This window comes from Stenotrophomonas sp. SrG (assembly GCF_050031795.1).
GTDB lineage: Bacteria > Pseudomonadota > Gammaproteobacteria > Xanthomonadales > Xanthomonadaceae > Stenotrophomonas > Stenotrophomonas rhizophila_A.
Genome location: NZ_JBNBBE010001771.1, coordinates 1 through 230 on the forward strand (window position 1 = coordinate 1; position 230 = coordinate 230).

At 72.6% G+C, this 230-nt stretch carries 1 protein-coding gene; it reads left to right on the forward strand.

Annotation, left to right across the window (positions count from 1 at the left end):
* The first annotated feature begins 104 nt into the window (after positions 1–104).
* Complete coding sequence (locus ACQG3P_RS25355) at positions 105–230, forward strand: hypothetical protein (protein ID WP_426806583.1); 126 nt, start codon at positions 105–107, stop codon at positions 228–230.

A 230-nucleotide genomic window follows, 5' to 3' on the forward strand; every position in this document is an offset into this window, starting at 1 on the left:
CTGCGCGGGCTGATCCGCGACCTGCGCCGGGTCCGCGACAAACTGGACCACACCCCGGCCCGCTAGCTGCTGGGCCGCGACGCGCCGAAGGAGTTCGAACCCCAATGAGCCGCTTCCCTCTCCTGCCCGCCTCCCTGCCCCGCCGGCTGTTGCCGGCGGCACTGATGATCGCGCGGGGCGCCTGCTCGTCGTTGCGGGGCGGCGGCGAACGCACCCAGGTCACCATCTAA

Bases quoted from the DNA above. Each gene is read 5' to 3' on its own strand.
- ACQG3P_RS25355 (WP_426806583.1), top strand. From the start codon at position 105: ATGAGCCGCTTCCCTCTCCTGCCCGCCTCCCTGCCCCGCCGGCTGTTG.